The sequence below is a fragment of the Paracoccus sp. SCN 68-21 genome, from assembly GCF_001724535.1.
Lineage (GTDB): Bacteria > Pseudomonadota > Alphaproteobacteria > Rhodobacterales > Rhodobacteraceae > Paracoccus > Paracoccus hibiscisoli.
Genome location: NZ_MEES01000031.1, coordinates 1 through 26,363, shown reverse-complemented (window position 1 = coordinate 26,363; position 26,363 = coordinate 1). Strand labels below are relative to the sequence as shown.

Here is a 26,363-nt window from a genome sequence, read left to right as displayed (position 1 = left end):
GTCCCGACGTGGCGTGGCGGTGCCGCTCATCCAGTCCGAAGGAGATGGCATGAGCGACGCCAAGCCGGGCAGGCCCGGGTCCGATTTCACGCCGCAGCCGGGCGTGCGGGGCTGCGACACGGCTCGCCGGCACGTCGCTTCGGCATGCCGCGGTCGGTGCCGAGACGCCTGTGTGAAACGCGCCGGCGCCGCGAAAGCTCCCGACCGTCTACCGCCGCCCTTGCCTGACCATCGACAGGCGTCGTAGGATTGGGCCTGCGGCGGGCGGGGGGGACCCGGGGGGCGGCGCGGGGCGCATCCTCGGGGGCGGGGCGCGGCTGGCGCAGGCGCTGCGCGGCCTGGGTCGCGGCCAGACCGGCGATGGCCGTGCCCTGCGCAGCCGTGCCCAGCCCGGTGCGGAACCGCCGCCACAGGCCGGTCAGCTCGACCCGGTCGAACCCCAGCACGAAGGCCCCGGCCGCCAGCACCGCCAGCGCGACCAGCAGGGCCGCGACGCGGATGCCGGTCTGCGCGGGCATCGGCAGCAGGTTCAGCATCGCGCCCATGATCATGTCGCCGAAATGCCCACCCAGGCCGTAATTCTGCTGCCATTCGGGGCCCGGCACCAATGTGCTGGCATAGACCGACACCAGCGCCACAGCCATGGGGGTAAAGATCCCGCGCATCAGCCGATCCTCGCCCAGGTGCAGCATCAGCCGCAGGCCCCAGACCCAAGCCGCGACGACCAGCATCCAGGCGCCCATCCCCGCGATCATGATCAGCGCCGAGGCGATCATCGCCCCCAGGCCCCCCAGCATGTTCATCGCCGGCGCATCGGTGGCCGAGCCAAAGCTGGGATCGTCGGGCGACCAGCTGCCCAGCATCATCGCGACCAGGATGCCCAGGACGATCAGCATCGCCCCGGCGGCCTCCTTGCCGCGCCGCTCCAGCGCGGCGCGGGTGGTCTGGTCGAACAGCGGATCGCGGTGTTTCGCATGCCAGCTTGCCATGATCTCAGCCCCCCGTTCCGTCCAGCAGCACGGCGCGCAGCCGCGTCAGCGCCGCGTGCGTCTGATCCGCATTCGCCACCAGCGCGACCCGGATGAAGCCCGCGCCCGGATTGACCCCGTCCACCGCCCGCGACAGATAGGCGCCGGGCAACACCTGAATGCCCGCCTGCGCCCACAGCGTCCGCGCGGCCTGTTCCCCGTCGGCCACCGGCAGCCACAGAAAGAACCCGCCCTGCAGCGGCCGGTATCCCGGCCAGTCGGCCAGAACCTCATCGGCGATGCGGTATTTCTGCTGATAGAGGGCGCGGCTGGCGTCCACATGCGCCTCATCGGCCCAGGCCGCGGTGCTGACGCGCTGCACCGGCAGCGGCAGCGGCGCGCCCGCATAGTTGCGCAGCCGCCGCATCTCGCGGATCTGGGCCACGCCCCCGGCGGCGAAACCCGACCGCAACCCCGGCAGATTCGAGCGTTTGGACAGCGAATTGAACATCACCACCCGGTCGGGCAGGCCCATCGCGGTGGCCACCTGCAACGCGCCCGGCGGGGGCATATCACGCCAGATTTCGGAATAGCATTCATCGGCAAAGATCAGGAAATCATGCCGTTCCGCCAGCGCCACCAGCGTCTCCAGATAATCGCGGTCGGCCACCGCACCCTGCGGATTGGCGGGCGAACACAGATAGGCCAACGCCACCCGGTCCAGCAGCGCGGGGTCCAGCCCCGCATAATCGGGCAGGTTGCCGGTGTCGGGCGTGGCGGGCACAAACATCGCCTCGGCCTGCACCGCGGCGGCGGCGACGGCATAGACCTGATAGAAGGGGTTCGGCACCAGCACGACCGGCCGCTGGCCATTCTTCCGTTCCGGGCACAGGGCCAAGGCGGCGTTGAACAGCCCCTCTCGCGTGCCGTTCAGCACCATCAGCCGCTCGGGCGCGACCTCCAGCTCATAGCGCCGCCCCAGCCAGCCAGAGATCACCGCCAGCAATTCGGGCGCGCCCTCGTTCGGGGGGTATTTCGCCAGCTCGTGCAGGCTGTCGGCCATGATGCGGCCGACGAAATCGGGCATGGGATGGCGCGGCTCGCCGATGGTCAGCACCATGGGGGCCTGGCCCGGCGCAAGGCCCGGCGTGATATCGGACAACAGCGCCCGCAACCGCGGGAACGCGTAATCCGGCAGGTTCGAGAACCGGTCGGGGAATGCCATCTCTGCCTCGCTTTTTCGGGGTCTGCGCCCCGTTCCGTGGGCGAAACATTAGCGTGCCCCGGACCTTGCGTCCAGCAAAGACCGGGTCAGGCCAGCGCGGCCTCGGCCCCTGCCGCCACGCGCAGCAGATGCCGGTCCTGCCCCGGATGGCCCAGCAGGCTGATCCCGCAGGCCGGATGCCCCGTCGGCAGGGTGATCGCGGGCAGGCCCAGCAGGTTGGCGATTCGCGTGTTGCGCAGGGTCAAAAGGTTCGCGCGCACGAATTCCGCCGTGTCGGTCATCAGCCGCTCGCGGTCGGGCGGCAGGATCGGCACGGTGGGGATCAGCACGGCGTCGTATCCGCCCACGACCTCCTTGATCCACTTGCGGCGGATGCGGCCCAGGCTCTCCCATGCGGCGACGTAGTCGGGGCCGCTGACCTCGGCGCCGCCGCGGAACCGCTCCAGGATGGGGGGCCACATCAGTTCGGGCGCATCCTCGATCTGGGCGCGCCAGATGCCATAGGCCTCAGGCGCGAACAGCTGCGGCGACAGCGCCATGGCCTTGTCCAGCCAGTCGGTCGAGACATGCGCGATCTGCGCCCCCCCGCGCCCCAGCCAGTCCAGCGCATCCTGGAACGCCGTCACCGGCCCGGTTTCGGCATCGTCGAAGGGCAGCCCCTCCAGCACCATCAGGCGCAGGCCCTGAACGGTCGCACCGTCCAGATCCGGGGCGCGCTGATCGGCCATGATGGCGAATATCTGGGCGCAATCCTCGACGCTGCGGGCGATGGGGCCGGCAATGTCGAACTTCCGCGCAAGGGGCACGACGCCCTTTTCGGGCAACGCGCCATGCGTGGGCTTGAACCCCACCAGCCCGTTCCAGGCCGCGGGCACCCGGACCGAGCCGCCCGTGTCGGTCCCCACAGCCGCCGCCGCCAGCCCCAGGGCCACCGACACCGCCGCCCCGGAGGACGAGCCGCCCGGCGCCAGATCGGGGTCCAGCGCATTGGGCGGCGTCGCCGTGCGCGGGTTCAGCCCCAGCCCGGAAAAGGCCAGTTCGGTCATGTGGGTCTTGCCCAGACAGACCATGCCGCGCCGCGCCGCGCGGGCCAGGATATTGGCATCCTTGCGCGGAATGCGCCCCTCCAGCAGGCGCGATCCGGCCTCGGTCACGGTGCCGCCGCTGTCGATGTTGTCCTTCCAGCTGATGGCCACGCCGTCCAGCAGGCTGTGGCGGCGCTCCTGCTTGGCGCGGTCATGGGCGGCCACGGCCTCGGACCGGGCGCGGGCCGGGGTCAGGCGGGCATAGATGCGCGCGCAGTCGGGGTGATCCTTGGCGGCGGCCAGATAGGCCTCGGTCTGGTCGATGGGGTCCAGAACGCCCGCAAGGATGGCGCGGCCCTGCTGGGTGGCCGATGCCCGCAGCCAGTTCATGCGAAAACCCGCGCCATTCAGAAGTCCACCGCGATGCCGCTTTTTTCCCAATCGCCATAGCGCACGGGCTCGGGGCCGTCGCGACCGCCATATTCCTTGGGCAGGATCTGGGCGGCGCGGGCGCGGCGACGCTCCTCTGCCTCGGCCAGGGCGCGTTGGGCGGCGGCAGGCAGGGTTGCGGGGGTGTCATCGCTCATGGATCAATCCTCCGAATGAGGCTATGGGGCTGCGGTCAGTCTTGAACATGATCTAGGCAAAGGAAAGCGTTTTGACAAAGCCGGGTGGCGATATGGCGCGCATGGGCGCATTGCGGTTGATCCAGGGCGTCCGCGAGGGACGGTCCCTGTCCGACCAGTCGGGCAGCCTGGGCCGCCTGCCCGTGGCCGAACAGGCGCGCGCGGCGCGTCTGGCGGCAGAGACCCTGCGCCATCAGGGCCGCGCGGATGTGGTGATCGACAGCTTTGTCACGCGCAAGCCCGCGCCCCAGATCGCCGATGTGCTGCGCCTGGCGGTCGTCGAGATGCTGGAGCTGGGCGCCCCTGCCCATGGCGTCGTGGGCGCGGCGGTCGACCTGACCCGCACGCTTGGCGCGCGCGGTCAGGCGGCGGCTGGCATGGTCAACGCGGTGCTGCGCAAGGCGGGCGCCTATTCGGGCTGGGCCGACCTTGCGCCGCAGCCCCTGCCCGAATGGCTGCGCCCCGCGCTGGTCGAGGCCTATGGCGACCCCGTCATGACCGCGATCGAGGCCGCCCACCAGCGCGGCGCGCCGCTGGATCTGACACCCAAACCGGGCGCCGCCCCGGTGCCGGGCGCGGATGTGCTGCCCACCGGGTCCTGGCGCCTGACGGGACCCGCGCAGGTCACCGCCCTGCCAGGGTTTGATGCGGGCGACTGGTGGGTGCAGGACGCCGCCGCCGCCCTGCCCGCGCGCCTGCTGGCCCCTGCCGCCGGAGAGGTCATCGCCGATCTGTGCGCCGCGCCGGGCGGCAAGACGCTGCAGCTGACCGCCAGCGGCGCGCGCGTGACCGCCGTGGACATCAACGAACAGCGCCTGCGCCGGGTCACCGAGAACCTGGCCCGCTGCGGGCTGACCGCGCGGCTGGTCGCCGCCGATGCCCTGACCTGGCAGCCGGACGAGCCGCTGGACGCGATCCTGCTGGACGCGCCCTGTTCGGCCACCGGCACCATCCGCCGCCATCCCGACCTGCCCTTCATCCGCGACGGCCACGGCATCGACGAACTGATCGCGCTGCAGGCCGCCCTGCTGGACCACGCGCTGTCGATCCTGCGCCCCGGCGGGCGGCTGGTCTTTGCGACATGCTCGCTGATCCCGGACGAGGGCGAGGTCCAGATCGACGAGGCGCTGGCCCGCCATCCCGGCCTGACCGTGGAGCCCCCCGACCTTCCCGGCATCGACCCCGCCTGGATCACCGAGGAGGGCGGCCTGCGCCTGCGCCCCGACTTCTGGGCCGACCGGGGCGGCATGGACGGGTTTTACATGGCGCGGCTGCGCAAGCCGATCTGAACGGAACCGTCGCCCCGCATGCGGTCTTTTCCTGTCGAACCCGGCAAGGAAAGGACGACCCGATGAAGCTGAGCACCGTCGCGATGGGACTGAAACTGGCGCAGATGGTCCTGCGCACGCGGGGCGCCACCACGGCGGCGCGCGGGGCGGGCGGGCTTGCCTCGGGGATCGGCACGGCGGTGATGGTCGTGGCGGCGGCGCGCCTGGCGCAGCAGCTGCTGTCGTCGCGCCGGCGCTGAGGCGCTGGACCTTCGGCGGGGGTTTCGGTAACTGGGCGTCACCCAGAGACACGAGGCCCCCATGTCCGACCCCGCAGCCATCCGTCGCGCGCTGATCTCCGTTTCCGACAAGACCGGCCTGATCGATTTCGCCCGCGCCCTGGACGCGCGCGGCGTGCAGATCCTGTCCACCGGCGGCAGCGCCAAGGCGCTGCGCGATGCGGGTCTGACCGTGACCGACGTGGCCGATGTCACCGGCTTTCCGGAAATGATGGACGGCCGCGTCAAGACGCTGCACCCGGCGGTGCATGGCGGTCTGCTGGCGCTGCGCGACAATGCGGACCACATCGCCGCGATGGAGGAGCACGGCATCGGCGCGATCGACCTGCTGGTTGTAAACCTGTACCCGTTCGAGGAGACCGTCGCCAAGGGCGCGGCCTATGACGACTGCATCGAGAATATCGACATCGGCGGCCCCGCGATGATCCGCGCCGCGGCCAAGAACCACGGTTTCGTCACCGTGGTCGTGGACGTCCAGGATTACGACGCGGTTCTGGCCGAACTGGACGCGAATGGCGGCACGACCCTGCCCTTCCGCCAGCGGATGGCGCAGACGGCCTATGCCCGCACCGCCGCCTATGACGCCGCCGTCAGCACCTGGATGGCCGATGCCATCGGAGAGACCACGCCCCGCCGCCGCGCATTCGCCGGCACGCTGGCCCAAGGGCTGCGCTATGGCGAGAATCCGCATCAGCAGGCGGCCTTTTATGTCACCGGCGATGCGCGCCCCGGCGTGGCCACCGCGCAGCAGCATCAGGGCAAAGAGCTGTCCTACAACAACATCAACGACACCGATGCCGCGTTCGAGCTGGTGTCCGAGTTCGACCCGGCGGACGGCCCGGCCTGCGCGATCATCAAGCACGCCAATCCCTGCGGCGTGGCGCAGGGCGCATCCGCGCTGGAGGCCTACAAGCGGGCGTTTGATTGTGACCGGACCTCGGCCTTCGGCGGCATCATCGCGCTGAACCAGCCGCTGGACGGCGCCACCGCCGAGGAGATCGTCAAGATCTTCACCGAGGTCGTCATTGCCCCCGATGCCGACGCGGATGCCCGCCGCATCTTTGCGGGCAAGAAGAACCTGCGCCTGCTGACCACGGGCGGGTTGCCCGATCCGGCTGCCCCCGGCCTGACCTTTCGCCAGGTGTCGGGCGGCATGCTGATCCAGGGCCGCGACAACGGCCATGTGGCCCGCGCCGACCTGAAGATCGTGTCGGACCGCCAGCCCTCCGAGGACGAGCTGGCCGATCTGATGTTCGCCTGGACCGTCGCCAAGCATGTCAAATCCAACGCCATCGTCTATGCCAAGGACCTGGCCACCGTCGGCATCGGCGCGGGCCAGATGAGCCGCGTGGACAGCACCCGCATCGGGCGGCGCAAGTCCGAGGACATGGCCCAGGCCCTGGGCCTGTCGGAACCGCTGACCATCGGCGCGGTCGTGGCATCCGACGCGTTCTTCCCCTTTGCCGATGGCATCGAGGCGCTTGCCGAGGCCGGGGCGCGCGCGGTCATCCAGCCCGGCGGCTCGATGCGCGACGATGAGGTGATCGCGGCGGCCAACCGCCTTGGGCTGGCGATGGTCCTGACCGGCCAGCGCCACTTCCGCCACTGATGGCCGCCCCCGCCAAGCCCGCCGCCCGCAAGGCCGCGCCCAAGCCCGGCCCCGGCAAATCCGGGTCCAAAGCGGCCCCGCGCAAGGCCGCCCCGCCGCGCAGCGACATGCGGCTGGTGATCTGGGTGGCGGCGGCGATCTTCGTGATCGACCAGGTGCTGAAATACGTCGTGGTCCACATGCTGCAGCTGGACCGCGTGCGCGAGATCGACGTCCTGCCGCCCTGGCTGAACCTGCGCATGGCGTGGAATCAGGGGGTGAATTTCGGGCTGATGGCGTCGGACGCATCGGTGATGCGGTGGGTGCTGATCGGGATTGCGCTGGTCATCTGCGTCTGGGTCTGGGTCTGGATCTGGCGGTCGCAGGTCGGGCGGCTGGCGCGGGTATCGGCGGGGCTGCTGATCGGGGGCGCGCTTGGCAACGTGATCGACCGCATCCTCTATGGGGCGGTGGCCGATTTCCTGAACATGTCGCTGCCGGGATGGCAGAACCCCTACAGCTTCAACGTGGCCGACATCTCGATCTTTGCGGGGGCGATCGGGCTGGTGCTGATGCCGACGCCCGCCGCGACGAAATCCGACGACAAGGCCCGCAAGGCCCCGGCAAAGCCCCCCCGGCCCGCGCCGAAACCCGCCGCGGCCCCCGGCCCCGCAGCCCCCGGCACCCCGCGTCAGGCCGAGCTGTTCCCCGCCCCCGACCAACAGGGTCGTGACGGCGACGGAAAACCCGGCTAGAACGGCGCAAAGGACCAAGGGGGCAGGACATGCGGACAAGCGCGCTGGTGATCGGATTTGCGGCCGCGATGGGGCTTTCCGCCTGTGGCGGCGGGACGCTGAACAACATCAAGGCGGGACAGGTCGGGCCGGACGAATTCGCCATCCTGCCCACGCGCGCGCTGTCCATGCCGCCCGATCTGGCCGTGCTGCCCGCGCCGACGCCGGGGGGCGCGAACATCACCGACCCCAATCCGCAGGGCGATGCGGTCGCGGCCCTGGGCGGCAACCCCGCCCGGCTGGCCGATCAGGGCATCGGTGCGGCGGATCAGGCGCTGGTGGCGCATGCGGGCCGCGCAGGCTCCGATCCGCAGATCCGCCAGCGGCTGGCCCAGGCCGATGCCGATTGGCGCGCCCGCAACGGCCGCCGCCCGCTGGAGCGGGTGTTCGGCACCCCCGTCTATCAGCGCGCCTATGCGCCGATGGCGCTGGACGCGGCCACGGAACAGCAGCGCTGGCAGCGCGCGGGCGCCATCACCTCGACCGCACCGGCCCCTGCGGCGCGCTGATGCAGGCCGATTTCGACCCGACGGCCCCCGCATTCGGGGCCGATCCCTGGCCCGCCTATGACCGCCTGCGCGCCCAGCCCGGCCTGCCCTTCTGGCCGGGCTTTGACGGGCATCTGGCCTCGCGCATGGCCGATGTGCGCGCCATCGCGCTGGACCGGCGCATGGTCCGCGCGCCCGCGGCCTTTGCGCCGCCCGATCAGGTGCGCGCCATGCAGGTCGCGGGCAATTTCCACGACATGCCGTTCCACGAACGCTATGTGCAGACCTCGATGCTGGACACGGACGGGCCGGATCATGACCGCCTGCGCCGGGCGGTGTTCCCCTTTTTCACCAAGACCCGGCTGGAGAGCCTGCGCGGGTTCGTCACCGCATGGGTGGACGCCGCGCTGGACCGGCTGATCCCGCAGGGGCGGATCGACTTCACCGCCGATCTGGCCGCGCATCTGCCGGGACAGGTGATAGGCCACCTGATCGGCACGGACCCCGACCTGGCGCCGCAGATGACCGAATGGTCCGATCACGTGGTCAGCTATTTCGACATCGACCGCACGCCCGAGAAAAAGGCCCGCGCCGAGGAGGCCACGCGCCTGTTCGCGGCGCTGCTGGAGGATCTGTATGCCGCACGCGCGGCGCAGCCCCGCGACGACCTGATGTCCGCGATGATCGAGGCCGAGCGCGCGGGCCTGATGACCCATGACGAGCTGATCGCCACGATCATGCAGATCCTGCATGCGGGGCACGGATCGACCATCGACGTCCTTGGGTCGGGGATGGTCGCGCTGCTGCAGCATCCCGATCAGCAGGCGATGCTGCGCGCGCAGCCCGGCCTGATGCCGCAGGCGGTGCAGGAGATGTTCCGCTTTGCCGCGCCGTTGCCGTTCTTTCACCGCTATGCGTCCGAGGATCTGACAATTTGCGGTCGGGACTGGCCCAAGGGGACGCTGTTCGGCCTGCTCTACGCGTCGGCAAACCGCGATCCGGCGGCCTTTGACGCGCCGGAGCGGTTCGACATCACCCGGCGTCCCAACGTGCATCTGGCCTTTGGCGCGGGGGTCCATGTCTGCCTGGGCAACAACCTGGCGCGGCTGAACATGGAGATCCTGTTCGGGGCCCTGCTGGCGCGGGCGCCCGCGCTGGCGCTGGACGGGCCGGTGCGCTGGAAATCGGGCCTGCAGGCCCATGGGCCGCTGTCGCTGCCGCTGCGTCTGGCGGCCTGAGCCGCCGCACCCCTGGCGCAGGCCGCGGGGGAGATCGCCCCGGCGCCCCCCATCGAGAGGGGCACCGGGGCGGGCGGCATGCGCCGCCGGAGCCGCCGCACGGGGCCGCACATTCGCGCGAGCGTGGCTTGCGCGCCCCTGCCCTGCGGTCCAGATTGCCGATCAGCAAGAGGAGGTTGCACCACCCATGCGTCACCCCGCATCCCGTCCCGCCCCGCGGCTGAGCCTGGCCCTGGCCCTGACGTTCGGCACCGCCCTGTCCAGCCTGCCAGCGATGGCCCAGGACAGCGGCCCCATGCCCCAGGGCGTCAGCCATTTCACGCTGGAGAACGGGTTGGAGGCCGTGGTGATCCAGGACACCCGCGCCCCGGTCGTCGTCCAGATGGTCTGGTACCGGATCGGCGCCGCCGACGAGGCGCCGGGCAAGTCCGGCATCGCGCATTACCTGGAACACCTGATGTTCAAGGGCACCGACACCCTGGCCCCCGGAGAGCTGTCGCAGACCGTCACCGCCAATGGCGGCAGTGACAATGCCTTTACCTCGTGGGATTTCACGGCCTATTTCCAGCGCATCGCCAGCGACCGCCTGCCCCTGGTCATGGAGATGGAGGCCGACCGCATGGCCAACCTGAACATCCGCGACGAGGATTGGCAGGCCGAACGCCAGGTCGTCCTGGAGGAGCGGGCGCAGCGCGTGGACAGCGACCCCACCGCGCTGTTCCTGGAGGAGCTGAACGCCGCCCTGCATGACAACCACCCCTATGGCCGCCCCATCATCGGCTGGCGCGACGAGATCGGGGCGCTGACCCGCGACGACGCCATCGCCTGGTACGACACGCATTATTCGCCCAACGAGGCCATCCTGGTGATCGCGGGCGACGTCACCCCCGAGGAGGCCCGCGCTCTGGCCGAAGAGCATTACGGCGCCATCCCCGCCAAGGGCCAGGCCGAGCCGCGCCTGCGCCCGCAGGAGCCGCCCAAGCGCACCGCCCGCCGGATGGAGATGTCGGACCCCCGCGTCGCGCAGCCCCGGATGATCCGCGCCGTTCTGGCGCAGGAGCGCGACCCCGGCGCGCAGCAGGAGGCCGCCGCGCTGACCGTTCTGGCCGCGCTGCTGGGCGGGTCGTCGCAGACATCCGTGCTGTCGCAGCGGCTGATGATGCCGGGCACAGCGCTGTGGGCGGGGGCCAGCTATGACGGGCTGTCGCTGGACCGCACGCGCTTTACCCTGTCGATGATTCCGGCCGAGGGGACGCCCCCCGAGGAGGCCGAGGCCGCCCTGGACGCGGCGCTGGCGCAGTTCCTGGAGGACGGCCCCGACCCCGCCGATCTGGAGCGGGTCAAGACCCGCATCCGCGCGCAGGAGATCTATTCGCGCGATTCGGCGCATGGGCGCGCTTATGAATACGGGCAGGGCCTGTCCACCGGCCTGACCGTGCAGGACGTGAACGACTGGCCCACCATCCTGGAGGCCGTCACCGCCGAGGATGTGATGGCCGCCGCCCGCCAGGTGCTGACCGCGCAGGGCAGCGTGACGGGCTGGCTGCTGCCCGCCGATGCCCCGGAGGAGGACGCCACTGCGGCCCCGCCCGCCGCGGAGCCCGCCGCAGACCCCGCCCTGGCAGAACCCGCCGAACAGACCGAGGTGCAGGAATGATCCGCGCAGCAATCGCCACGATCCTGGCGCTTATGGCGGTCCCCGCCCAGGCCATCGAGATTCAGGACGTCACCTCTCCGGGGGGGATCCGCGCCTGGCTGGTCCAGGATGAGAGCATCCCCTTTGTCGCCATCGACATGCAGTTCCGCGGCGGGGCCAGCGTGGATTCCCCAGACAAGCGCGGCGCGGTCAACCTGATGACCGCCCTGCTGGAGGAGGGGGCGGGCAGCACCGATGCCACAGCCTTTGCCCAAGCCGTCGAGGATCTGGGCGCGCGCCTGTCCTTTTCGGCCGGCGACGACACCGTGTCAGTGGGCTTTCAGTCGCTGACCGAAAACCGCGACGCGGCGGCCGACCTGCTGGCCAAGGCATTGGCGCAGCCGCGCTTTGACGATGACGCGCTGAGCCGGGTGCGCGGGCAGGTGCAGGCGGTGATCCGGTCCGAGGCGACCGACCCCAACAGCATCGCGGCCAAGGAGATGGCGGCGCAGGCCTGGGGGAACCACCCCTATGCGACCTCGATCAACGGGACGATGGACAGCGTCGCGTCGCTGACGCGCCAAGACCTGGTGGCGGCCAAGAACCGTGTGCTGGCCCGCGACCGCGTGGTGATCGGGGCGGCGGGCGACATCAGCGCCGAAGAGCTGGGCCTGCTGCTGGATCGCATCCTGGGCGGGCTGCCCGAACAGGCGACCGCCCCCCTGCCCGACCCGGCCGAACTGCAGCTGACCGGCGGCACGACGGTGATCGATTGGGACAGCCCGCAGACGGTCGTGGCCTTTGCAGGCCCCGGGCTGCCCATCGACGACACGGATTACTTTGCCGCCTTCGTGGCCAACCACATCCTGGGCGGCGGGGGGTTCAGCTCGCGCCTGATGGCCGAGATCCGGGAAAAGCGCGGCCTGACCTATGGCGTGGGCACGGGGCTGGCCACGGGGCTGTACGGTCAGACCTGGCAGGGCGGCATGGCGGGATCGAACGCCACCACGGCCGAGGCGGTGGACCTGATCCGCGCCGAATGGGCGCGCATGGCCGAGGGCGTGACCGAGCAGGAGCTGACGGATGCCAAGACCTATCTGACCGGGGAATACCCGCTGCGATTCGACGGGAACGGGCGCATCGCCTCGATCCTGGCGGGGATGCAGCTGATCGGATTCCCGATCGACTATATCGACACGCGCAATGACAAGGTCGAGGCGGTGACCGCCGAGGACGTGGCGCGCGTGGCGGAACGGCTGCTGGACCCCGACCGGCTGCGCTTTGTGCTGGTGGGTCGCCCGGAAGGGATCGAGAGCGACCCGCAGGAGTGAGGCAGATGCGGTGGCGCCGCGCCCCTGACGGGGCGCGGCGCGGTCGGTCCATGGGGCGGGCCGCCCGCGAATCTCTGGCACTGGCGGGACGATCCTGCTAGATTTGGCGGAATGAACAGCCACGCCCCCAAGATACGCCCCGACGCGCGCCCCGTGATCCGCCAGCTGGACGAGGCCACCGCCAACCGCATCGCGGCAGGCGAGGTGGTCGAACGCCCGGCATCCGCGGTCAAGGAGTTGGTCGAGAATGCGCTGGACGCCGGTGCTGCCCGCATCCAGGTGGCCATTGAGGAGGGCGGCAAGCGGCTGATCCGCGTCACCGACGACGGCTGCGGGATGGTGCCCGAGGATCTGCCCCTGGCCCTGTCGCGCCATGCGACCAGCAAGATCGACGGGTCCGACCTGCTGGCCATCACCAGTTTCGGCTTTCGCGGAGAGGCGCTGCCATCTTTGGGCGCGGTGGGTCGGCTGACCATCACCTCGCGCGCGCAGGGGTCCGAGGGGGCGGCGATTGCCGTCACCGGCGGGCGGATCGACGCAGCCCGACCGGCGGCGGCCAATTGCGGCACCGTGGTTGAGCTGCGCGACCTGTTCTTTGCCACCCCCGCGCGGCTGAAATTCCTGCGCACCGAGCGTGCCGAGACCCAGGCCGTGGCCGAGGTGCTGCGCCGCCTGGCTATGGCCGAGCCGTATGTCGGCTTTTCGCTGACCGCCGACGGGCGCGAGATCTTTCGCGCCGATGCCGAACAGGGCGATCTGTTCGGCGCCATGACCACCCGCCTGACCCGGCTGATGGGGGCCGATTTCATCGACAACGCGGTGCCGATGGATGCCGAACGCGACGGAATCACCCTGACGGGGTTCGCGGCACTGCCGACCTATTCGCGCGGTGCGGCGGTGGCGCAGCATCTGTTCGTGAACGGGCGCCCGGTGCGCGACAGGCTGCTGACCGGGGCGCTCAGGGCGGGTTATATGGACGTGCTGGCGCCGGGGCGGCATCCGGCGGCGGTGCTGTTTCTGGAATGCGATCCGCAGATGGTCGATGTGAATGTCCATCCGGCCAAGGCCGAGGTGCGGTTCCGCGACCCGCAGGCGGCGCGGGGGCTGCTGGTCAGCGCGCTGCGCCATGCGATGGCGGGGGCGGGGCACCGCGCCTCCAGCACGGTGGGCGATGCGACGCTGGCGGCAGTGCAGGTCGAACCGGCGCGGCCCGCCTGGCAGCCCGACCGCCCGTCGGGGGCCGCGATCCGCGCGGGGCTGGCGCTGCAGATGCCGGTCGAGGGCTTCGCCGAGGCGCCCTCGGCCCGCTATGAGCCGGTGATCGAGGACGAGCCGGACGCACCCCTGGGTGCGGCCCGCGCGCAGATCCATGAAAATTACATCATCGCTCAGACGCCCGACGGTCTGGTCATCGTGGACCAGCACGCGGCGCATGAACGGCTGGTCTATGAGCGGCTCAAGGCGCAGGCCCAGGCATCGGGCATCCCCGCGCAGGCCCTGCTGATCCCCGAGATCGTCGAGCTGTCGCCCGCCGATGCCGACCGCATCCTGGGGCTGGCGGGCGATCTGGCGGCGCTTGGGCTGGTGATCGAGCCCTTTGGCCCCGGCGCAGTGGCGATCCGCGAGGTTCCGGCGATGCTGGCGCGGCTGGACGGGGGCGCGCTGATCCGCGACATCCTGGACGATCTGGCCGATCAGGGGGCCTCCGACCGGCTGCAGGCGCGCATCGATGCGGTGCTGTCGTCGATGGCCTGCCACGGTTCGGTCCGCTCGGGGCGGCGCATGACCGCGGAGGAAATGAACGCCCTGCTGCGCGAGATGGAGCGGACGCCGAAATCGGGCCAGTGCAACCATGGCCGCCCGACCTGGGTCAAGCTGGCTTTGTCCGACATCGAACGGCTGTTCGGCCGCAGGGATTGACGCGGGGCCCGCGCGGGCCGATCCTTGGCCCGCAACCAGGGGGGTGCCGCCATGCTGAAGATAGCCACCGACAAGATCGCCCATGTCATCATCCGGGCGCGGGATTACGACAGCGGCGTCAACGCATGGGCGCATCAGGGTGGCGGCCGCCAGCACGGCACCCGGACCGAGCTACACGATTTCATCGAGGGGCTGAACGAGGACGAGCAGGCCAGCCTGGTCGCCATCATGGGGATCGGCCGCGACAGCTTTGACGCGTCCGAGCTGGACGAGGCGATCCAAACCGCACGCCATGAACGCACCGTGCCGACCGAGGATTACCTGATGGGCGAACCGCGCCTGGCCGACCTGCTGGAGGCGGGGCTGGAGGCGCTTGGCATCTCGCCCGAGGATGCCGAGGACGACCTGCAGCGGCCCGTCTGAAAAAGGGCGGCCCCGAAGGACCGCCCTGTCTGCCGGATGTCGCGCGGATCAGCCTTCCGGCGTGATGCGGATCATCTGGTCATCTTCCTCGTCGATGATGACCATCAGCGCGCCGTCCTGGGCGACCTCGACCTCGCGGACGCGGCCGATGCCCTGGGCGTGGCGGGCCTCTCCGACGACAGCGCCGTCCTGGATGTCCAGCCGGATGATTTCGGCAGACCGCAGCCCGCCCAGCAGCGCCTGGCCCTGCCAGTCGGGGAACATCTCGCCCTCATAGAAGGTCATGCCGCTCAGCGCGGGCGACGGATCCCAGTAATAGACCGGCTGCTGGGTGCCCTCGACCTCGGTCTGGCCCATCTCCGAGCCGTCGTAATCAGTGCCATAGGTCGCTTCGGGCCAGCCATAGTTGATGCCCGCCTCGATTAAGTTCAGCTCATCGCCGCCGCGGGGGCCGTGCTCGTTCATCCACAGCAGCCCGTCGGGCGACATGGCCGCGCCCTGGATGTTGCGGTGGCCCATCGACCAGATCTCGGGCAGGGCGCCCTCGATGCCTGCGCCGGCGGGGGTGCCGTCCTCGGCGTTGATGCGGATGATCTTGCCCAGGGTCGATTGCGGGTCCTGCGCATAGACGCGGGGCTCGGGGTCGGAACGCTCGCCCAGGCCGACAAAGATGTGGCCCTCTCCGTCATGGACGATGCGCGCGCCGAAATGCTTGGTCGAGGCCCAGGCCGGCTGCTGCTGCCAGATGACGTTGACCTCCTCCATGGTGGTGCCATCCTCGGACAGGATGCCGGTGGCCACGGCGGTCGCGTTCTCGCCATCGCCGCGCGGCTCGGCATAGGTCCACCAGACGCGGCGCGTCTCGGCGAAATCAGAGGCGACAGAGACGTCATGCAGGCCGCCCTGATCGCGGGCATCGACCTCGGGCAGGCCCTCGATCGGGTCGGACAGGGTGCCGTCCTCGGCCACGATGCGCATCCGGCCCGGACGCTCGGTCACCAGCCAGCTCGCATCGGGCAACTGCACCAGGCCCCAGGGATGCTCCAGCCCCTCGGCGATCACGGTCTGGGTCACGGCGACGTCGCCTGCCTCCAGCGCCGGGGCGCGGGTCTGACCCTCGAAGGCCGGCGTCTGGTCATAGGCCGCGCCATGCGGCGGCGCGTCATTGAAACCCTGCGCCGCGGCCATCGAGGCCAGAAAGCCAGTGGCGGCAAGGGTGGTCAGGCTTGTCGTCATGCGGCGCGTCATGGGAATCCTCCGGTGCGTTGAATACCCGGCCCAATGCCCCGTCCCCGCCCATGTTCCCGCAGGCGGGGTCACAACGCCTCACGTTTGCGTCAGGCGCCCCGCATGATCGCGGTACAGCGCCGCCGCCCGGCCCCAGGCACCGTCCCCGGGCGCGTCCAGCCCCTGCAGCACCGGCAGCAGCTGGGCGGCGTAATCCTCGCTGCTTTCGCGCGGCAGCATCGAGGGCAGGTTGTCGATGGCCATCACGTCCAGCACCGGCGCATGCGCCACGCGCAGGACCGGCGCCTGCCAGGTCGTGGTGCGGTCATAGACCTTGATGGGAGAGAAATCGCTGGTCGGGTCGCAGGCCACGTCGCCGATCACCGTCAGCGCGCGGCCCGGCGCGACCGCCTCGGCGGGGACAAAAACCGGCGCGCCGGGCTGGGCCAGGATGGCGTTGATCAGGATGTCGTGCATCAGCACCTCGGGGAAGGGGCCGCCATGCGCGGTCTCGGCCATGTCCCAAGCGGTCACGGGCACCCCCATCGCTGTCAGCAGGTCGGTCGCGCCGCGCCCCACGCGTCCCCCCGCCCCGATCACCAGCGCGCGCGGGCGCGGGCGGGCCGTGCCGTCCAGCCGGGCGCGCAGATCGTCCAGCATCGGCGCGCGGTCGGGCCAGGCCCGCACTGGGCCGCAGACCCCGCCCCCCTGCTGCGCGGCCCAGGCCAGCAGCGACACCGCCGCCCCCGCATAGCCCGCCCAATAGCCAAAGGCCGCCAGCCTGCGCCCGTCCTCATCCGTCAGGTATTCCAGATCCAGCAGCGTGCCGCCCCCCGCCGCGAACCGGCGCAACAGCACCTGCCCGGCGGGCTGGCCCTTGAAGGCATGACCGAACATGACATGGCGATGGCGCAGCGGGGTGCCGTCCTCGGGCAGCTCCTTGAGGCCAAAGACGATCACATCGTCGGGCGCGGTGGGCCAGCTGCCCTCGGGGGCGATGGCGGCACCGGCACGGGCGTAATCCTTGGTCGGGATGATGCGGCGCGGGCTGTCCTCGACCGTGACCTGCATGCCTTGCGCGATCAGCTGCGCCACGCCGTCGGGGGTGATCCCGACGCGATCCTCGTTCGCCCGGCTCTCTGCCCTGACCCACAGATGTGTCATCCCGTTCCCCTTCCGCGCCTGTTGGCCCCAGACCTATGCCACGCGACACCCTGCCACAAGCGACGCTGCGGAACCGGGAACCGCCCGCGCGGGTTCCGCCCCGATGCCATGCCCGAGGAGAACCCGATGCGCCTTGCCCCCCTGTCCCTGACCGCGACCCTGCTGCTGACCCTGCCGGTCGCGGCGCTGGCCCAGACCAGCGATTTCCGCCACGCGGTCGATGGCGGCGAGGTGGTGATCCACGCCGTGGACCACGCCTCGATGCTGCTGGAGACGCCGGCGGGCGTGATCCTGATCGATCCGGTAGGCGGGGCCGAGGCCTATGCCGACCTGCCCGCGCCCGACATGATCCTGATCACGCATGAGCATGGCGACCACTATGATCAGCCGACGCTGGACGCCCTGCCGCAGGTGCCGATCATCGCCAACCCCGCCGTGGCCGCCATGCTGCCCGCGCCCATGGCCGAGCGCACCACCGTCATGGAGAACGGCGACAGCGGAGACATCCTGGGCCAGCCGATCGAGGCCATCCCCGCCTATAACACCACCGAGGACCGGCTGCAGAACCACCCGCAGGGCCGCGACAACGGCTATATCCTGACCCTGGGCGGCCAGCGTTTCCTGATCGCGGGCGATACCGAAGACACGCCCGAACTGCGCGCGCTGACCGACATCCACGTGGCGTTCCTGCCGATGAACCTGCCCTATACCATGTCGGTCGAGCAGGCGGCGGATGCGGTCACGGCCTTTGCCCCCGACATCGTCTATCCCTATCACCACCGCGGCAGCGACCTGGAGACCTTTGCCCGCCTGGTCGAAGAAGGCGGGTCGGGCGCGCAGGTGGTCATCGCGCCCTGGTATGACGATCCGTCCTGAGGCATGACCCCGGCGGCGCCGATGCGGCGGCCCCTTCTGCGGATGCTGCTGGCGGGGCTGGCCCTTGTGGCGCTGGCCGGGGCGGCGCTGTGGCTGTGGCCCTCGATGCCCGCGCTGCAATCCGACCTGACGCGCCTGCACGGTCTGCTGGACCACGGCCAGGGCTGGCGGGCGCGCAACCCCGAACTGGCGGCGCTGGCCTTTCTGGGGGCCTTCACCCTACTGGGGGCGCTGCCGGTGCCGGTGGTGGTCGTGCTGACCCTGGCCGGGGGCGCGTTCTTCGGGTTCTGGCTGGGGGTGGCGCTGTCGGTGGCGGGGACAGTGGGGGCGGCCCTGCTGACCTTCCTGGCGGCGCGCCACCTGCTCAGCGGGCCGGTGCGGCGGGTGATGGGTCAGCGCGCCGGCCAGCTGGACCGCCATGTCGCGCGGGACGGGGCGCTGGCGCTGCTCAGCCTGCGGCTGACGCCGGCCGTGCCGTTCTTCGTACTGAACCTGATCTCGGGCGTCAGCCGCCTGTCGGCGCGGGTCTTTGCGCTGGTCACGGCGGTGGGCGTGCTGCCCAACAAGGTGATCCTGACCGCCGCAGGCACCCAGCTGGCCGAGATCGACCAGATCGCCGACCTGTTCGGCCCCCGCGTCATCGCCGTCATCGCGGCCCTGGCGATCTTTCCCTGGGTGGCGCGCTGGCTGACCCGCCGCCTGCGCGGCGACCGGAACGGCGACTAGAACGGCACGGACGCCGAGAACCCCATCTGCACGCCGCTGTCCGGGTGCCGGAACCGCAAGCTTTCGGCATGCAGCATCAGGCGCGGATGCGCCGCCGCCTGACCCGTCGCATACAGCGGATCGCCCAGGATCGGATGGCCCAGGGACGCCATATGCACCCGCAGCTGATGGCTGCGCCCGGTGACGGGCATCAGCCGCACCCGAGTCTCGGCATCATCGGCGCGCACTACGCGCCAATCGGTCTGGGCGGGGCGGCCCTCGGCATGGTCGACCTTCTGGCGCGGACGGTTCGGCCAGTCCACGATCAGCGGCAGGTCGACCCGGCCCTGCGCAGGCGCCAGCCGCCCCGACAGGCGCGCGACATAGACCTTCTTCGTCTGCCGCTCCTCGAACTGCTTGGACAGGTGGCGCTGCGCATGGGGGGTCAGCGCAAAGACCATCACCCCCGACGTGTCCAGATCCAGCCGATGCACCAGCAGCACGGTCGGAAACGCCCCGCGCAGCCGCGCGATCAGGCAGTCGGCCCGATCCTCCCCGCGCCCAGGCACCGACAGCAGGCCCGCCTCCTTGTCCACGACCAGCACCTGGTCATCGGCATGAACCACCACCGGCGCATCGCCGGGCGGCGCATAGACGAAATTGCTCATTTCCAGACAAGGCGCAGCGCCAGCCCCGCGAACATGACGGCGGCGATCTTGTTGACCATGCCCAGCCGCTTGCCGATGACCCCGCCGGCCAGGCCGCCCACGATGCCATAGCCCATGGTGACCAGCGTCCCGGTGAACGCAAAGACCAGCCCCAGCCCCAGGATCTGCTGCCAGATCGGCCCCCAGGCGGGGTTGGTGAACTGCGGCAGGAAGGCCAGCAGGAACAGAACCGGCTTGGGGTTCAGCGCATTCGACAGGAACCCGCGGCGGATGATGTTCCAGACCCGCACGCTGCCCCGCGCCGACGGGTCGACATCCCCCGCACGCCAGCTTTTCCATGCCAGCCACAGCAGATAGGCAGCCCCCGCATATTTGATCGCGCGCAGCGCCTCGGGATGGGCGGCCACGATCGCGCCCAGCCCCACGGTGGCCAGCGCGACATGCATCAGCACGCCCAAGCCCACGCCGAACCCGGCCCAGGCCCCGGCCCGCGGCCCGCCCTGGATGCCGCAGGCGCTGGCAAAGAACACGTCCTGGCCCGGCGCGAAATTCAGCACCAGCCCCCCCGCGATGAACGCCATCAGCTGTGCCGTCGGGATATTCGCCAAGGTGTCCCAGATCATCGCCGCATCCTTGCTGCCGAAAGAATCACAGATGCCCGAAGACATCCGCCAGAATGGCCGCCAGCGCATCCGCATCGGCCTGATCGAACGCATCCACGCGGTCGCTGTCGATATCCAGAACCCCGATCAGCCGCCCCCCCGCGCCGAACACCGGCAGGACGATCTCCGACCGGGTGCTGCTGGAACAGGCGATATGACCGGGAAAGGCCTCCACATCCGGCACGATCTGCACCGCGCGCAACCGCGCCGCCGCCCCGCAGACCCCGCGCGAAAACGGGATGACCAGACAGCCATGCCCGCCCTGATAGGGCCCGATCTTCAACAGCTCGGGCGCCACCACGCGATAGAACCCGGTCCTGTCGAACCGCGCATCCGAATGATGCAACTCGCAGGCCACGGTCGCCATCAGCGCGACCTCATCGGTCTCGCCCGCACACAGGGCCCGGATGCGGGCCGCCAGATCGTCATAATCGCTCATGCGCCAATCCTTACGCGTGCCCTTCGCAACAGAAAAGCCCGCCCCTTCTTCTTCATGAAAATATCCCGGGGGGAGTCCGCAGGACGGGGGGCAGCGCCCCCCTGACGACCCATCCCCCATTGCCCCGGCCCGCCCTTTAAGGCCACTGTCCCGCCCATGACGCTGCGCACCCGCATCCTGACCGTGATCCTGATCGTCCAGCTGGGCCTGATCGCGCTTCTGGCCTTGGGCAGCCTGGACCGCCTGCGCCGCGACATCGCGACCGAGACGCGCATGGGCGCCGACACCGCCCGCAACCTGGTGCTGGCCACCATCGGCACGATGCAGGGCGCGGTGCCCCCCGACCGCATCATGGCGCTGCTGCCCGAACGCCTGACCGAACCGCGCCATGCCCGCATCGGGGTGGTGGACGCCCTGGACGGGACGCTGCGCCAGCCTGCCGGGCCGCCCGATCCGGACCTGCGCGTGCCCGGATTCTTTGCCGCACTGGTGGCGCCCCCTCCCCAGGAAACCCGCCTGCCGGTGGTCATCGCGGGGCGGCCGCGGGGCTATGTGCTGATCACCGGCGACCCGGCGCAGGAGATCGCCCGCGCTTGGCGCGACATGCGCGACCTGATGGCGCTGGCCGTCGCGGCGGCGGCGCTGCAGGCCGGGCTGATCGCCGCCGCGCTGTCGCAGGGGCTGCGCCCGGTGGCCACCATCGGCGCGCGGCTGTCGGACCTCGCGCGGGGCGACCTGTCTGGCCGCATCGGCCCACTGCCCCATCCCGATCTGGCGCCGCTGGCCGCCCATGCCGACCGGCTGGCCGATGCGCTGGAACAGGCCCGGACCGAGCGCACCCGCCTGCAGCACCAGATCGTCGCCCGCGCCGACGCCGAACGAAAGGCCATCGCCCGCGATCTGCACGACGAGATGGGCCCCTGCCTCTTTGGCCTGCGGGTCGAGGCCGACGCCCTGCGCGAGGCCGCGCCCGACCCCGCCACCGCCACCTCGGCCGCCCAGATCGCGGCCATCGCCGAACAGATCGCCCGGGTGAACCGCGCGCTGCTGGATGATCTGCGCCCGATGGCGGTGGGCCAGCTGCCTCTGGCCACGGTGCTGGGCGATTACGTGGCCGATCTGAACCGCCGCTGGCCCGACACGCACTTCACCCTGGACATGGCCGCAGGCCTGCCCGAGCCAGACGAGGCCACCGCCCTGACCCTGTTCCGCATCCTGCAGGAGGGCACCACCAACGCCCTGCGGCACGCGCAGGCGGGCCGGGTGCGGATCCGCCTCTGGACCGATCCCGCGCATTGGCGCATGGTGCTGGCCGATGACGGCACGGGCATGGCCCCCGACCGGCGCGACGGGACCGGGCTGACCGGCATGCGGGAACGCATCACCCTGCTGGGCGGCACGTTGCGGATCGAACCGGCCGCGCCCGGCACGCGCCTGATCGCAGACCTGCCCCGGCTGCCGGGCTGAAAGAGGACAAGGACCCCCGTGACGAAACGCGCCCTGGTCATCGACGACCACCCCATCACCCATCTGGGTGCCAGCCGCCTGCTGCGCGATCTGGGCTATGACCCGGTGGGCCAGGCCATGTCCGGAGAAGAGGCGCTGGACCAGCTGACCCGCGATGCCGCCCCCGACCTGATCGTGCTGGACATCAGCCTGCCAGGCGCAGGGGGCCTCGACCTGGTGGCGCCCCTGCGCGCCGCGGTGCCCGACGCGCGCATCCTGATCTTTTCGATGAACGACCAGACGGGCTTTGCCGCCCGCGCCCTGCAGGCGGGCGCCCAGGGGTTTCTGTCCAAGAACGCCCCGCCCGCCGATTTCCGCGACGCCGTCCGCACGCTGGAGGCCGGAGAGTTCTATCTGTCGCCCAAACAGGCGATGGCGCTGGCCACGCTGCGCGCGGGCGCCGCCGACGACCCCCTGGGCGCACTGTCGGACCGCGAGCGCCAGGTGCTGGCGCTGATCGGGCAGGGGCTCGGGCTGCAGGCCATCGCCGACCAGCTGGGCGTCAGCTACAAGACCGCGGCCAACACCTCCTCGGCGCTGAAGAAGAAGCTGGGCGTGGACGGCATCAACGGGCTGATGAAATTCGCGCTGGACAGCGGCGTATAAGGGGGCGGCATGCTGGCATGGTTCACCAATGACGAGACGACCCCCGCAGGCACCGCCGACCTGGCGCTGGAGGCGCTGGCCCGCGATCTGGCCGCGCAGGGCCTGCCCGTGGCGGGCGCGGTCCAGCGCAACCTGGATCTGGGCCCCGATTGCGCCTGCGACATGGAAATGATCGTGCTGGGCGATTCCGGCCCGCCGCTGCGCATCTCTCAATCCCTGGGGCCGGGGGCGCAGGGCTGCCGGCTGGATACCGGCGCGCTGGAGGAGGCCGTCGCCCGCACCGCGCCGCATCTGCCCGGCGCGGGTCTGGTCGTGATTCCCAAATTCGGGCGGCAAGAGGCGATGGGCCGCGGCTTTCGCGCGCTGATCGGGCAGGCGGTGGCCGACGGACAGCCCGTGGTTCTCTATGTACCGCGCCAGCAGCGTGCAGCGTTTCTGGATTTCGCGGGCGATCTGGCCGTGCAGATCGCGCCCGCCGACCTGCGGTCCTGGTGCCTGGACCGATTCGCGGCCGCATCGTGACCGTGCTGGATGCGCGGGGCCTGCTGTGCCCGCTGCCTGTGCTGCGGCTGCGAAAACAGCTGCTGGCGCTGCCTCAGGGGGCGATTGTGCGCCTGATCGCCACCGATCGCATGGCGATGGTCGATGTGCCGCATTTCTGCGAGCAGGCCGGGCATGTCATGGTCGGCACGCGCGATCTGGGTGACGGTGCGCTGGAATTCACGGTCAGGCGGGGCCCCTCTGTCCCGCAGGCCGAGGGCCTCGTCACCCCCCAGGGATAGTTGAGCACATCAGATGACCATGCCCTTCCTGCCCTCCCGCAAGCGCCTGTCGGAATTGACGGAACGCGAAATCGTGGCGCTGGCCATCGCCTCCGAGGAGGACGACGCCCGCATCTATCGCAACTGGGCGGCCTTCCTGCGCAAGGATTATCCGGCCAGCGCCGCCGTCTTCGACGCCATGAGCGCCGAGGAGGACACCCATCGCCGCCTGCTGCTGGAGGTGCATCAGCGCCGGTGGGGCGATGCGATCCCCGTGATCCGGCGCGAACATGTGGCGGGCTACGTCACCCGCCGCCCCGCCTGGATGATGGAGAACCTGTCGCTGGACCGCATCCGCGCCGAGGCCGCCGGCATGGAACGCGACGCCGCCGAATTCTATGCCCATGCCGCCCAGGTCAGCCAGGACGCGCCCACCCGAAAGCTGCTGGGCGATCTGGCCGCCGCCGAACGCGGCCATGAGAACCGCGCGGCCGAACTGACCGACCAGCTGCTGCCCGACGACATCCGCGCCGAGGAGGACGCCGTCGCGCATCGCGACTTCGTCCTGACCTGGGTCCAGCCGGGGCTGGCGGGGCTGATGGATGGCAGCGTATCGACCCTGGCCCCGATCTTCGCGGTGGCCTTTGCGACGCAGGACCCCTGGACGACCTTTCTGGTGGGCAGCGCCGCCAGCATCGGCGCGGGCATCAGCATGGGCTTTACCGAGGCCGCCTCCGATGACGGCGTGGTGTCGGGGCGCGGATCGCCGATCAAGCGGGGCATCTCGTCGGGGGTGATGACCACGGTGGGCGGCATGGGTCACGCGCTGCCCTATCTGATCCCCGATTTCTGGACCGCCACGACCATCGCGATCATCGTGGTGTTCATCGAGCTGTGGGCGATCGCCTGGATCCAGAACCGCTGGATGCAGACCCCCTTCTGGCGGGCCACCTTGCAAGTCGTCGTGGGCGGTGGTCTGGTGATGGCCGTTGGGGTGCTGATCGGATCGGGCTGACGGCCCCCTTGGGGGCCCCATGACCGAGATCCTGCTCAAGACCCTGCCCTTCTTCGCCCTGATCGGGCTGGGCTGGGCGGCCGCCGCCACTCGGTTCTTTCCCGCCCAGGGCGCGGCCTGGCTGACGAAATTCGTGTTCTATTTCGCGCTGTCGGCCATGCTGTTCCGCTTTGCCGCGGGGGTCGATCTGGGCCAGCTGTTCGATCTGCGCTTTGTTCTGGCCTATCTGGCGGGGTCGACGGCGGTCTGGGCCCTGGGCCTGTGCATCGCGCGCGCCCGCGGCCTGGCCCTGCCCGAGGCCGCGATGGAGGCGCAGTGCTGCATGATCGGCAATACCGGCTTTCTGGGCGTGCCGATGCTGGTCGTGCTGCTGGGGCCTGCGGCGATCGGGCCGGTGCTGATGGTGCTGATCATCGACATGCTGGTGTTTTCGACGCTGATCACGCTGATCGTGCACGGGTCGCGGCATGGCGGGCTGCGGCTGGTGGCGGCGCTGCCGGTGCTGCGCGGGGTGGCGGCGAACCCGATGATCTTGGCGATGGTCGCGGGGCTGGCCTGGGGCGGCATGGCGCTGCCCATGCCCGCGCCGCTGGATGAGTTCCTGGCGCTCCTGGGCGCTGCGGCCACGCCCGGCGCGCTGTTTGCCATCGGCGCCAGCCTGGCGGGGCGGCGCCTGGCGCGGCTGGCGCCCTCGGCCTGGCTGTCGGGGGCGAAACTGGTGCTGCACCCGGCGGCGGTGGGGCTGGCGGCTTGGGGCTTTGGCGTCGATCCGGTCGCGGCGGGGGTGATGGTGGTGGCGGCGGGCCTGCCGGTGGCGGGCAACGTCTATATCCTGGCGCAGCATTTCGGCCTGGCGCAGCAGCGGGTCTCCACCGCAATCCTGATCTCGACCGCGGGCAGCATCGCGACCATCCCGGTGCTGATCGTGCTGATCGGCGCCTGAGGCCCCCCTCGACCCCCGCGCGGCCAGCGGCTATCCCGGTCAGGCATCACGAGGGGGGAGAGGACCACATGCGCGACATCGCCGATCTGCGGCTGACCAACATCCTGCTGGCGGTGGATGACGAGGGCATCGCCCGCGTCACCCTGAACCGCCCGTCCAAGCGCAACGCCCTGGACCTGGCCACGATCGAGGAGCTGATCGACATCTTCACCACGCTGCCCCGCGCGGGCGTGCGCGCGGCCATCCTGGACGCGGCGGGCGATCATTTCTGCGCGGGCCTCGATCTGGTGGAGCATCACCGAGAGGATCGCAGCGCGGCGGATTTCATGCAGGTCTGCCTGCGCTGGCACGACGCCTTCAACCGCATGGAATATGGCGGCGTGCCGATCATCGCCGTACTGCAGGGCGCGGTCGTGGGCGGCGGGCTGGAACTGGCCTCGGCCGCGCATATCCGGGTGGCGGGGCCCGGCACCTATTTCGGCCTCCCCGAGGGGCAGCGCGGCCTGTTCACCGGGGGCGGCGCGACGATCCGGGTGGCCGACCTGATCGGCAAGGCGCGGATGATCGACATGATGCTGTCGGGCCGCCTCTATCGCGGGGACGAGGCCGTGTCGGTGGGCCTGTGCCAATACCTTGTGGACGACCCGGCCGCGCAGGCGCTGAAGATCGCGCGCCAGGCCGCGCAGAACCCGCCTTTGTCGAACTTCGCCATCTGCTCGGCCATCAGCCACATGCAAAACATGAGCGCGCTGGACGCGGCCTATGCGGAAGCGGCGGTGGCGGGGGTCGTCAACACGCAGGCGGCTGCCCGCGACCGGCTGGCGGCCTTTGCCAGCGGGGCGGCGGCCCGCATCCGGCCCACGGATTAGAGCATTTCGCTTTTAACCTGACACATAGCCTGCAGCGTGGAAGTAGTTCCAGCATTCTTCGGGTGAGAACATGCTGCAGATGTCACCAAGGGC

Annotated in this window: 28 protein-coding genes; 19 read left to right on the top strand and 9 right to left on the bottom strand. The window is 70.6% G+C overall.

Annotated elements, in window-relative coordinates:
- Positions 1-86: 86 nt before the first annotated feature.
- The 4 genes from ABS73_RS10625 to ABS73_RS10610 all read right to left on the bottom strand — a co-directional run bounded on the left by ABS73_RS10625 (position 87) and on the right by ABS73_RS10610 (position 3,805).
- Positions 87-989: a DNA translocase FtsK 4TM domain-containing protein gene (locus tag ABS73_RS10625; RefSeq protein ID WP_286693450.1), complete on the bottom strand. Its 903-nt coding sequence runs from the start codon at positions 987-989 to the stop codon at positions 87-89.
- A 4-nt stretch (positions 990-993) separates the two neighbouring features.
- On the bottom strand, positions 994-2,193 hold the full coding sequence (locus ABS73_RS10620; RefSeq protein WP_277018133.1) for an aminotransferase class I/II-fold pyridoxal phosphate-dependent enzyme: 1,200 nt from the start codon (positions 2,191-2,193) through the stop codon (positions 994-996).
- An 86-nt stretch (positions 2,194-2,279) separates the two neighbouring features.
- The gene (locus ABS73_RS10615; protein WP_277018134.1) at positions 2,280-3,608 is read right to left on the bottom strand and encodes an amidase; all 1,329 of its coding nucleotides are present in this window, start codon (positions 3,606-3,608) and stop codon (positions 2,280-2,282) included.
- Positions 3,609-3,625: 17 nt separating this feature from the next.
- On the bottom strand, positions 3,626-3,805 hold the full coding sequence (locus ABS73_RS10610) for a DUF1674 domain-containing protein (protein ID WP_136856197.1): 180 nt from the start codon (positions 3,803-3,805) through the stop codon (positions 3,626-3,628).
- A 92-nt stretch (positions 3,806-3,897) separates the two neighbouring features.
- Here ABS73_RS10610 and ABS73_RS10605 point away from each other — a divergent pair, with 92 nt between their 5' ends.
- The 10 genes from ABS73_RS10605 to ABS73_RS10560 all read left to right on the top strand — a co-directional run bounded on the left by ABS73_RS10605 (position 3,898) and on the right by ABS73_RS10560 (position 14,829).
- The gene (locus ABS73_RS10605; RefSeq protein WP_277018170.1) at positions 3,898-5,133 is read left to right on the top strand and encodes an RsmB/NOP family class I SAM-dependent RNA methyltransferase; all 1,236 of its coding nucleotides are present in this window, start codon (positions 3,898-3,900) and stop codon (positions 5,131-5,133) included.
- Between the two features lie 62 nt (positions 5,134-5,195).
- Positions 5,196-5,372, top strand: coding sequence for a hypothetical protein (locus tag ABS73_RS10600; protein WP_169306250.1), 177 nt, complete (start codon positions 5,196-5,198; stop codon positions 5,370-5,372).
- Between the two features lie 61 nt (positions 5,373-5,433).
- The gene (gene purH, locus ABS73_RS10595; RefSeq protein WP_277018136.1) at positions 5,434-7,020 is read left to right on the top strand and encodes a bifunctional phosphoribosylaminoimidazolecarboxamide formyltransferase/IMP cyclohydrolase; all 1,587 of its coding nucleotides are present in this window, start codon (positions 5,434-5,436) and stop codon (positions 7,018-7,020) included.
- On the top strand, positions 7,020-7,754 hold the full coding sequence (gene lspA / locus ABS73_RS10590; RefSeq protein ID WP_277018138.1) for a signal peptidase II: 735 nt from the start codon (positions 7,020-7,022) through the stop codon (positions 7,752-7,754). Before purH ends, lspA begins: the two co-directional genes overlap by 1 nt.
- 29 nt (positions 7,755-7,783) lie before the next feature.
- The gene (locus tag ABS73_RS10585; protein WP_277018140.1) at positions 7,784-8,302 is read left to right on the top strand and encodes a DUF3035 domain-containing protein; all 519 of its coding nucleotides are present in this window, start codon (positions 7,784-7,786) and stop codon (positions 8,300-8,302) included.
- On the top strand, positions 8,302-9,519 hold the full coding sequence (locus tag ABS73_RS10580) for a cytochrome P450 (RefSeq protein WP_277018142.1): 1,218 nt from the start codon (positions 8,302-8,304) through the stop codon (positions 9,517-9,519). Before ABS73_RS10585 ends, ABS73_RS10580 begins: the two co-directional genes overlap by 1 nt.
- 187 nt (positions 9,520-9,706) lie before the next feature.
- A complete protein-coding gene (locus ABS73_RS10575; protein ID WP_277018143.1) occupies positions 9,707-11,176 on the top strand; it encodes a M16 family metallopeptidase in 1,470 nt (489 codons plus the stop codon).
- The gene (locus tag ABS73_RS10570) at positions 11,173-12,486 is read left to right on the top strand and encodes a M16 family metallopeptidase (protein ID WP_277018145.1); all 1,314 of its coding nucleotides are present in this window, start codon (positions 11,173-11,175) and stop codon (positions 12,484-12,486) included. The genes ABS73_RS10575 and ABS73_RS10570 overlap by 4 nt, the downstream gene beginning before the upstream one ends.
- A gap of 111 nt (positions 12,487-12,597) precedes the next feature.
- Positions 12,598-14,406 carry a DNA mismatch repair endonuclease MutL gene (gene mutL / locus ABS73_RS10565; RefSeq protein ID WP_277018146.1) on the top strand — a complete coding sequence of 603 codons (1,809 nt, stop codon included), beginning with the start codon at positions 12,598-12,600 and terminating at the stop codon, positions 14,404-14,406.
- 51 nt (positions 14,407-14,457) lie between these two features.
- Positions 14,458-14,829 carry a DUF3775 domain-containing protein gene (locus ABS73_RS10560; protein WP_277018148.1) on the top strand — a complete coding sequence of 124 codons (372 nt, stop codon included), beginning with the start codon at positions 14,458-14,460 and terminating at the stop codon, positions 14,827-14,829.
- 48 nt (positions 14,830-14,877) lie between these two features.
- On the opposite strand, the gene ABS73_RS10555 is transcribed toward ABS73_RS10560, so the two are convergent.
- Together ABS73_RS10555 and ABS73_RS10550 are read right to left on the bottom strand one after the other, a co-directional pair.
- Positions 14,878-16,065, bottom strand: coding sequence for a PQQ-dependent sugar dehydrogenase (locus tag ABS73_RS10555; RefSeq protein WP_277018149.1), 1,188 nt, complete (start codon positions 16,063-16,065; stop codon positions 14,878-14,880).
- 90 nt (positions 16,066-16,155) lie between these two features.
- Positions 16,156-17,220: a saccharopine dehydrogenase gene (locus ABS73_RS10550; protein WP_277018150.1), complete on the bottom strand. Its 1,065-nt coding sequence runs from the start codon at positions 17,218-17,220 to the stop codon at positions 16,156-16,158.
- A 126-nt stretch (positions 17,221-17,346) separates the two neighbouring features.
- Here ABS73_RS10550 and ABS73_RS10545 point away from each other — a divergent pair, with 126 nt between their 5' ends.
- Positions 17,347-18,096, top strand: a complete 750-nt coding sequence (locus tag ABS73_RS10545) for an MBL fold metallo-hydrolase (protein WP_277018152.1) — start codon at positions 17,347-17,349, stop codon at positions 18,094-18,096.
- Between the two features lie 21 nt (positions 18,097-18,117).
- Entirely contained in the window at positions 18,118-18,822 is a 705-nt protein-coding gene (locus ABS73_RS10540) for a TVP38/TMEM64 family protein (protein WP_277018154.1), read from the top strand.
- Here the strand turns inward: ABS73_RS10540 and ABS73_RS10535 are convergent.
- The 3 genes from ABS73_RS10535 to msrC are packed head-to-tail and all read right to left on the bottom strand — an operon-like array spanning position 18,819 to position 20,570.
- Entirely contained in the window at positions 18,819-19,469 is a 651-nt protein-coding gene (locus ABS73_RS10535; RefSeq protein WP_277018156.1) for a pseudouridine synthase, read from the bottom strand. The two genes, ABS73_RS10540 and ABS73_RS10535, sit on opposite strands and share 4 nt — an antisense overlap.
- Positions 19,466-20,092, bottom strand: a complete 627-nt coding sequence (locus tag ABS73_RS10530; RefSeq protein WP_277018157.1) for a LysE family translocator — start codon at positions 20,090-20,092, stop codon at positions 19,466-19,468. Before ABS73_RS10530 ends, ABS73_RS10535 begins: the two co-directional genes overlap by 4 nt.
- A 25-nt stretch (positions 20,093-20,117) precedes the next feature.
- The gene (gene msrC / locus ABS73_RS10525; protein WP_277018160.1) at positions 20,118-20,570 is read right to left on the bottom strand and encodes a free L-methionine (R)-S-oxide reductase MsrC; all 453 of its coding nucleotides are present in this window, start codon (positions 20,568-20,570) and stop codon (positions 20,118-20,120) included.
- Positions 20,571-20,726: 156 nt separating this feature from the next.
- On the opposite strand from msrC, the gene ABS73_RS10520 reads away from it, so the two are divergent.
- The 7 genes from ABS73_RS10520 to ABS73_RS10490 all read left to right on the top strand — a co-directional run bounded on the left by ABS73_RS10520 (position 20,727) and on the right by ABS73_RS10490 (position 26,270).
- Entirely contained in the window at positions 20,727-22,037 is a 1,311-nt protein-coding gene (locus tag ABS73_RS10520; protein ID WP_277018162.1) for a histidine kinase, read from the top strand.
- A gap of 18 nt (positions 22,038-22,055) precedes the next feature.
- Positions 22,056-22,682 carry a response regulator gene (locus ABS73_RS10515; protein WP_277018163.1) on the top strand — a complete coding sequence of 209 codons (627 nt, stop codon included), beginning with the start codon at positions 22,056-22,058 and terminating at the stop codon, positions 22,680-22,682.
- A gap of 9 nt (positions 22,683-22,691) precedes the next feature.
- Positions 22,692-23,204: a DUF2478 domain-containing protein gene (locus ABS73_RS10510; protein ID WP_277018165.1), complete on the top strand. Its 513-nt coding sequence runs from the start codon at positions 22,692-22,694 to the stop codon at positions 23,202-23,204.
- Positions 23,174-23,464: a sulfurtransferase TusA family protein gene (locus ABS73_RS10505; protein ID WP_338118576.1), complete on the top strand. Its 291-nt coding sequence runs from the start codon at positions 23,174-23,176 to the stop codon at positions 23,462-23,464. Before ABS73_RS10510 ends, ABS73_RS10505 begins: the two co-directional genes overlap by 31 nt.
- A gap of 19 nt (positions 23,465-23,483) precedes the next feature.
- Positions 23,484-24,458, top strand: a complete 975-nt coding sequence (mbfA, locus tag ABS73_RS10500) for an iron exporter MbfA (RefSeq protein WP_277018174.1) — start codon at positions 23,484-23,486, stop codon at positions 24,456-24,458.
- A 19-nt stretch (positions 24,459-24,477) separates the two neighbouring features.
- On the top strand, positions 24,478-25,401 hold the full coding sequence (locus ABS73_RS10495; protein WP_277018166.1) for an AEC family transporter: 924 nt from the start codon (positions 24,478-24,480) through the stop codon (positions 25,399-25,401).
- A 68-nt stretch (positions 25,402-25,469) separates the two neighbouring features.
- Positions 25,470-26,270 carry a crotonase/enoyl-CoA hydratase family protein gene (locus ABS73_RS10490; RefSeq protein WP_277018168.1) on the top strand — a complete coding sequence of 267 codons (801 nt, stop codon included), beginning with the start codon at positions 25,470-25,472 and terminating at the stop codon, positions 26,268-26,270.
- Positions 26,271-26,363 lie beyond the last annotated feature (93 nt).

What these genes read in the sequence shown, in the direction of transcription:
- mbfA (WP_277018174.1), top strand. Translation starts at nt 23,484, where the DNA reads ATGCCCTTCCTGCCCTCCCGCAAGCGCCTGTCGGAATTGACGGAACGC.
- ABS73_RS10615 (WP_277018134.1), bottom strand. Translation starts at nt 3,608, where the DNA reads ATGAACTGGCTGCGGGCATCGGCCACCCAGCAGGGCCGCGCCATCCTT.
- ABS73_RS10610 (WP_136856197.1), bottom strand. Translation starts at nt 3,805, where the DNA reads ATGAGCGATGACACCCCCGCAACCCTGCCTGCCGCCGCCCAACGCGCC.
- ABS73_RS10575 (WP_277018143.1), top strand. Translation starts at nt 9,707, where the DNA reads ATGCGTCACCCCGCATCCCGTCCCGCCCCGCGGCTGAGCCTGGCCCTG.
- ABS73_RS10625 (WP_286693450.1), bottom strand. Translation starts at nt 989, where the DNA reads ATGGCAAGCTGGCATGCGAAACACCGCGATCCGCTGTTCGACCAGACC.
- ABS73_RS10495 (WP_277018166.1), top strand. Translation starts at nt 24,478, where the DNA reads ATGACCGAGATCCTGCTCAAGACCCTGCCCTTCTTCGCCCTGATCGGG.
- mutL (WP_277018146.1), top strand. Translation starts at nt 12,598, where the DNA reads ATGAACAGCCACGCCCCCAAGATACGCCCCGACGCGCGCCCCGTGATC.
- ABS73_RS10580 (WP_277018142.1), top strand. Translation starts at nt 8,302, where the DNA reads ATGCAGGCCGATTTCGACCCGACGGCCCCCGCATTCGGGGCCGATCCC.
- ABS73_RS10600 (WP_169306250.1), top strand. Translation starts at nt 5,196, where the DNA reads ATGAAGCTGAGCACCGTCGCGATGGGACTGAAACTGGCGCAGATGGTC.
- ABS73_RS10585 (WP_277018140.1), top strand. Translation starts at nt 7,784, where the DNA reads ATGCGGACAAGCGCGCTGGTGATCGGATTTGCGGCCGCGATGGGGCTT.
- ABS73_RS10540 (WP_277018154.1), top strand. Translation starts at nt 18,118, where the DNA reads ATGCGGCGGCCCCTTCTGCGGATGCTGCTGGCGGGGCTGGCCCTTGTG.
- ABS73_RS10545 (WP_277018152.1), top strand. Translation starts at nt 17,347, where the DNA reads ATGCGCCTTGCCCCCCTGTCCCTGACCGCGACCCTGCTGCTGACCCTG.
- ABS73_RS10510 (WP_277018165.1), top strand. Translation starts at nt 22,692, where the DNA reads ATGCTGGCATGGTTCACCAATGACGAGACGACCCCCGCAGGCACCGCC.
- ABS73_RS10570 (WP_277018145.1), top strand. Translation starts at nt 11,173, where the DNA reads ATGATCCGCGCAGCAATCGCCACGATCCTGGCGCTTATGGCGGTCCCC.
- ABS73_RS10550 (WP_277018150.1), bottom strand. Translation starts at nt 17,220, where the DNA reads ATGACACATCTGTGGGTCAGGGCAGAGAGCCGGGCGAACGAGGATCGC.
- ABS73_RS10620 (WP_277018133.1), bottom strand. Translation starts at nt 2,193, where the DNA reads ATGGCATTCCCCGACCGGTTCTCGAACCTGCCGGATTACGCGTTCCCG.
- ABS73_RS10535 (WP_277018156.1), bottom strand. Translation starts at nt 19,469, where the DNA reads ATGAGCAATTTCGTCTATGCGCCGCCCGGCGATGCGCCGGTGGTGGTT.
- ABS73_RS10530 (WP_277018157.1), bottom strand. Translation starts at nt 20,092, where the DNA reads ATGATCTGGGACACCTTGGCGAATATCCCGACGGCACAGCTGATGGCG.
- ABS73_RS10555 (WP_277018149.1), bottom strand. Translation starts at nt 16,065, where the DNA reads ATGACGACAAGCCTGACCACCCTTGCCGCCACTGGCTTTCTGGCCTCG.
- ABS73_RS10520 (WP_277018162.1), top strand. Translation starts at nt 20,727, where the DNA reads ATGACGCTGCGCACCCGCATCCTGACCGTGATCCTGATCGTCCAGCTG.
- msrC (WP_277018160.1), bottom strand. Translation starts at nt 20,570, where the DNA reads ATGAGCGATTATGACGATCTGGCGGCCCGCATCCGGGCCCTGTGTGCG.
- ABS73_RS10560 (WP_277018148.1), top strand. Translation starts at nt 14,458, where the DNA reads ATGCTGAAGATAGCCACCGACAAGATCGCCCATGTCATCATCCGGGCG.
- ABS73_RS10605 (WP_277018170.1), top strand. Translation starts at nt 3,898, where the DNA reads ATGGCGCGCATGGGCGCATTGCGGTTGATCCAGGGCGTCCGCGAGGGA.
- lspA (WP_277018138.1), top strand. Translation starts at nt 7,020, where the DNA reads ATGGCCGCCCCCGCCAAGCCCGCCGCCCGCAAGGCCGCGCCCAAGCCC.
- purH (WP_277018136.1), top strand. Translation starts at nt 5,434, where the DNA reads ATGTCCGACCCCGCAGCCATCCGTCGCGCGCTGATCTCCGTTTCCGAC.
- ABS73_RS10490 (WP_277018168.1), top strand. Translation starts at nt 25,470, where the DNA reads ATGCGCGACATCGCCGATCTGCGGCTGACCAACATCCTGCTGGCGGTG.